The sequence below is a fragment of the Azospirillum sp. B506 genome, assembly GCF_000333595.1.
GTDB lineage: Bacteria > Pseudomonadota > Alphaproteobacteria > Azospirillales > Azospirillaceae > Azospirillum.
In genome coordinates, this window is the sequence record NZ_BADK01000934.1 from 1 (window position 1) to 4,857 (window position 4,857).

The 4,857-nt window shown below is 67.1% G+C and carries 5 protein-coding genes; 1 reads left to right on the plus strand and 4 read right to left on the minus strand.

Annotated elements, in window-relative coordinates; translation table 11 throughout:
- Window positions 1–160: 160 nt before the first annotated feature.
- The 4 genes from I71_RS28850 to I71_RS28865 form a co-directional block, all read right to left on the minus strand.
- Window positions 161–739 (minus strand): rhodanese-like domain-containing protein, encoded by a 579-nt coding sequence (locus tag I71_RS28850; protein WP_244434119.1) that lies wholly within the window; start codon window positions 737–739, stop codon window positions 161–163.
- Window positions 736–1,386: a response regulator transcription factor gene (locus I71_RS28855; protein WP_042702415.1), complete on the minus strand. Its 651-nt coding sequence runs from the start codon at window positions 1,384–1,386 to the stop codon at window positions 736–738. Before I71_RS28855 ends, I71_RS28850 begins: the two co-directional genes overlap by 4 nt.
- A 171-nt stretch (window positions 1,387–1,557) precedes the next feature.
- Complete coding sequence (gene pedF, locus I71_RS28860; protein ID WP_244434120.1) at window positions 1,558–2,019, minus strand: cytochrome c-550 PedF; 462 nt, start codon at window positions 2,017–2,019, stop codon at window positions 1,558–1,560.
- A gap of 264 nt (window positions 2,020–2,283) precedes the next feature.
- Window positions 2,284–3,213, minus strand: coding sequence for an SIS domain-containing protein (locus I71_RS28865; protein ID WP_042702418.1), 930 nt, complete (start codon window positions 3,211–3,213; stop codon window positions 2,284–2,286).
- A 222-nt stretch (window positions 3,214–3,435) separates the two neighbouring features.
- Here I71_RS28865 and edd point away from each other — a divergent pair.
- A partial coding sequence (gene edd, locus I71_RS28870) for a phosphogluconate dehydratase (RefSeq protein WP_042702421.1) occupies window positions 3,436–4,857 on the plus strand: 1,422 nt, incomplete at its 3' end.

Below are 4,857 nucleotides of genomic sequence, written 5' to 3' on the forward strand. Positions count from 1 at the left end.
GTCTTCATCGCGTGATACTCCTGCTTGCAGAATGTTGCTTACCATGATGGTTGGCAAGATGAAGGATAGCGGTCCTGGACGGCCGGCCGCCATGCTACCATGGTGTAATCCGCCACCTCTTTCGGCGCCGCTTCGCCGTCTCCGGTGCCAAAGGCTTGTGTCACCGGGCGGCTGGAGGCGGAAGCGGATGGGCCTCTTCCGTCGGCAGACCGGCCTCCATCCAGCCGTCGATGCCCGTCGGATACCAATGGACCCGGGCATAGCCAAGCAACAGCGCGCGCTTGGTTGCGTTCCACGACAACCAGCAATCGGACAGGCAGTAGAACAAAAGATCACGGCTCCGGTCGCCGCCGGTCAGCCGGTCCAACTGGGACTCGAACCACGCAAGGGTCGCCGGATCGGGGGCGCCCAACCCCACATTGGGCAGCCAAACGCTGCCGGGGATCTGCCGGTAGGGCTTCGACAGCAGCCAGGGGCCGCCGGGCAACGTGCTGCGGTCCAGCCGCTGGACGAAGATCGGGATGATGAGACGCCCCTGCGACAGCAGCGCCTGCACCGCGGGCGTATCGACCGTTTCCGCTCCGGCGACCCCGTCCGGCGTGGGGGAGCGGTAGTCGGACAGGCGGTAGCCATCCGGCTGCGGAACGCCGCCGGCAAAGGCTGGAGCGGTCAGGGCGAGGGTGAGGAGAAGAGTGGCGATTCCCGGGAGGTTAGCCCCCCATCCCGGCCCCTTCCTCACCGCCGGTCGGCCAGCACGCGGTTGGCGATCACCACAGCCTGGGTGCGGCTGTAAACCTTCAGCTTCTGCAGGATCGCCGAGACATGGGCCTTCACCGTCGTCTCGGTGATGCTGAGGTCGAAGGCGATCTCCTTGTTCAACTTCCCGGTGCCCAGCAGTTCCAGCACCCGCAGCTGTTGGGCGGTCAGGGTGGCAATGCGCCGTGCGATCTCGGCTGTTTCGGCATCCTCGGCATCGCCGGCGGTGGCCTCCTCCTCGGCCTGGGGCGGAACATACAGCTCGCCGTTCAGCACCTGTCGGAGGGCGGCGGCGATGGCGTCGCGCGGGGTCGATTTGGGGATGAAGCCGGCGGCCCCGCTCTCCATCGCCTCGCGCACCCAGCGGCGCTCCTCATGGGCCGAGACGACGACGACCGGCGTCGCCGGAAAGCGCTGGCGCAGCGTGCGCAGCCCGCCCAGTCCGTTCATGCCCGGCATGTTGACGTCCAGCAGCACGAGGTCGAGGTCGCCGCGTTCCTCCAGCGCCCGCATGACGCTGTCGAGCCGGTCCGCCTCCATCACGTCGGTGGCTTGGCAGGAATAGAGCACGGCACTGCGCAGAGCATCGCGCACCATCGGATGGTCATCGGCAATCAGGATCCGGGTCATGGCCTACGGTTCCCTGCACAGCGGCTGTAAGGAGTGGATGACGGGAGCAGTTCCCGCCTCCATTGTGTCAGAGCGAAAGGGAGGGCTGCAACATCGCGAATGATGCCAATTGTTTTGTGCGCGAACATGCCGCACCACCATCGGATGTACCCCTTTCGGCCGGCGCTGTCGTCAGTCCTCGTGTACCGTCTCAAGCCAGGAGCGGATGGCCCACAGCGCTTCTTGCCCCAGAGCGTCGCCGAACTTGGGCATGTAGGTCACGCCGTTGCGGATCGAGCCGTTGGTGACGCGCTCCTTGAACCATTCGTCGCCGGCATCGCCTTTCTCCAGATAGCGCAGGTCGGGGGCGATGCCGCCGGACACCGCACCCAACCCGTGGCAGCGCGCGCAATTCTGGTTGAAGGCCGAGGCGCCGATCTCGATGGCGCGCGGGTTGCCACGGTAGGGATTGCTGTCCCGCCACTTGTCGCCCAGCTTGTCCAGCCCGGCGGTGTCCACCGGCTGCGGAACGACGTCGCCATGGGCGAAGACCGGGCCGCTCAGCCCCGCTATCAACAGCCCAGCCGCGGCAAGCGGTTGGAAGGGCGCAAGGCGGCGGGGACGGGGTGGCGGCATGGCGGACCTGTGCGTCATCGGTTCGTCCTCTTCCTGCATCCGTCTTTTGGCTCCCGCTGGTTGCCGTGTTCCGGTCGCCGCAGCCGTGGGGGCGCAGAACGGTTGCAGGACCTGATTGCGGCCGAAGATAGCAATCGTTCGTTTGCTTAATTATTCGACGATGGTACAAGAACTGCCGTCACGACCACGCTGACGCCTTGCCGTCTTGGTCGATGGTCGGATGACGCATTGGGCAGGCCTCCGCCCAGCCATCCTTTCGCCGCCACCCGTGGGACGCAATGCTCAGGTCAGCGGCGGAAGCCGTCCGGCGTTGATCGCCGACTTCATCTTCGCCAGCTGGCGCACCGCCGGATCGCCCAGCCGCAGCGCCACGCCGGTCGACAGCACGTCGATCAGCGTCAGATGCACCAGCCGCGAAGCCATCGGCGTGTACATCTCGGTGTCCTCGACCGGTTGGCTGGCGATGACCACGCTGGCCATCGCGGCCAGCGGCGACCGCGGGGCGGTGATCGCCACCACTGCGGTGCCTTGGGTCCGTGCCATCGCCGCCAACTCGTTGATCGTCCCGCTGCGTCCGGTGTTGGAGAGCGCCAGCAGAACCCCGCCGGCCACCATATTGACCAGCAGCATTCGGGCCAGCACCGGGTCGGCGCAGGGCTGGGCGTCGGCACCGAAGCGCAGCAGCTTGTGCGCCGCATCCTGTGCCAGGGCGCTCGACCCGCCGGTACCGACGCACAGCACCCGCGGCGCGTCCGCCAGCAGGGCGATGGCCCGCTCCAGCGCCCCGTCATCCAGCATGGCGGAAGCAGCCGTCAGGGCTGCGGCGCTCGATGAAAAAATTTTTCGTGCCAGCGTGCCGACATCGTCCTCCGGCGCCACATCCTGGCTGACATAGGGAGTGCCACCCCGCACCTCGTCGCGCAGAGCGTCACGGGCCTGGGATGCGGCCAGCCGCAACTTGAAGTCCGGGAATCCGGCGCAGCCGATGCTGCGGCAGAATCGCACGACTGTCGCTTCGCTGACCTCTGCCGCCTGAGCCAGCGAGGTGACGTTCAGGTCCAGCACGCGCCGCGGGTCGGCCAGCACCAGATCGGCGATCTGTCCTTCTGACCGCTTCAATTCACTGCGCCGCCGCCGAATCTCAGCCAATATGTCCATTGGTGCAGGAGGTGGTGCGGGCGGCGCGGCTGGGCTGTTGACCGGAACTGTCATCAAGTTAGCTTACTTCGCTGGGAAAGCCGATCCGCTGGCGGGCCGGACGGGCGAGGGGCGTCGGAGGACGGTTCCGCCACTATGAAGAAATTTGCCGAAAATGGCGAGACATCCAGCCGCAGCCGTCCTGTCCATGAAAAAAATTTTCTTCACAACCCATCCTCCCAGGCGTATGGTCCGGTTCAGAAATCATCGCCTCCCACAAACGGTCGAGACGCGATCATGAGCAAGCCTTCTCCCCTGAATTCTGTCGTCGCCCGTGTGACGGAGCGCATCGCGGAGCGCAGCCGCGACCGCCGTGCCGCCTATCTGTCGCGGCTGGAGAACGCCGCCGGAAAGCCGCGCCGCCACAGGCTGGGCTGCGCCAACCTCGCCCATGCCTTCGCGGCTTGCGGCGCGAACGACAAGGCCGCTCTGCGGGGCGAGACGCAGCCGTCGATCGGCATCGTCACCGCCTACAACGACATGCTCTCGGCCCATCAGCCCTACGAGCGCTATCCCGCCATGATCCGCGAGTCGGTGCGCGCGGCCGGCGGCGTGGCCCAGGTGGCGGGCGGCGTGCCGGCGATGTGCGACGGTGTGACCCAGGGCTATGAGGGGATGGAGCTGTCGCTGTTCAGCCGCGACGTCATCGCGCTGGCCACCGGTGTCGCGCTGTCCCACGCCACCTTCGATGGCGTGCTGTGCCTGGGCATCTGTGACAAGATCGTTCCCGGCTTGGTGATCGGCTCGCTGGCCTTCGGCCATCTGCCGACGATCTTCGTGCCGGCCGGGCCGATGCCGTCGGGCCTGTCGAATGCCGACAAGGCCAAGGTGCGCCAGCTCTATGCCCAGGGCAAGATCGGTCACGACGAGTTGCTGGAGGCCGAATCCCAGGCCTATCACGCCCCCGGCACCTGCACCTTCTACGGCACGGCCAACACCAACCAGATGCTGATGGAGATCATGGGCCTGCACCTGCCGGGCGCCAGCTTCGTCAACCCCAACACGCCGTTGCGCGATGCGCTGACCGACGCCGCCGCCCGCCGGGTGGTGGCGATGACCGCCCCCGGCGCCGGCACCCCCATCGGCCGCATCGTCGATGAGCGCGCGCTGGTCAACGGCATCGTCGGGCTGCTCGCCACCGGCGGTTCGACCAACCACACCCTGCACATCCCGGCCATCGCCGCCGCCGCCGGTATCGCGCTGAACTGGGAGGATTTCTCCGAGCTGTCGGCGGTCGTCCCGCTGCTGGCCCGCGTCTATCCCAATGGCAGTGCCGACGTGAACCGCTTCCATCAGGCCGGCGGCATGCCCTTCATCATCGGTCAGCTGATCGATGCCGGACTCGTCCATACCGACATCTCCACCATTCATGGCGAGGGCGGTCTGGAGCCCTACCGCAGCATGCCGGAGCTGGACGAGGGCGGCGCCCTGACCTGGACCCGCGCGGCCACCGACCGGAGCGGCGACCCGACGGTCGTCGCCACCACCGCGGCTCCCTTCGCGGCCGAAGGCGGGCTGCGGGTGCTGACCGGCAATCTCGGCCGCGGCGTCATCAAGATTTCCGCGGTCAAGCCCGAGCATCGGCTGGTCGAGGCCCCGGCCTGCGTCTTCGAAAACCAGGAGGCGGTGCAAGCCGCCTTTCGTGCCGGCAACTTCAAC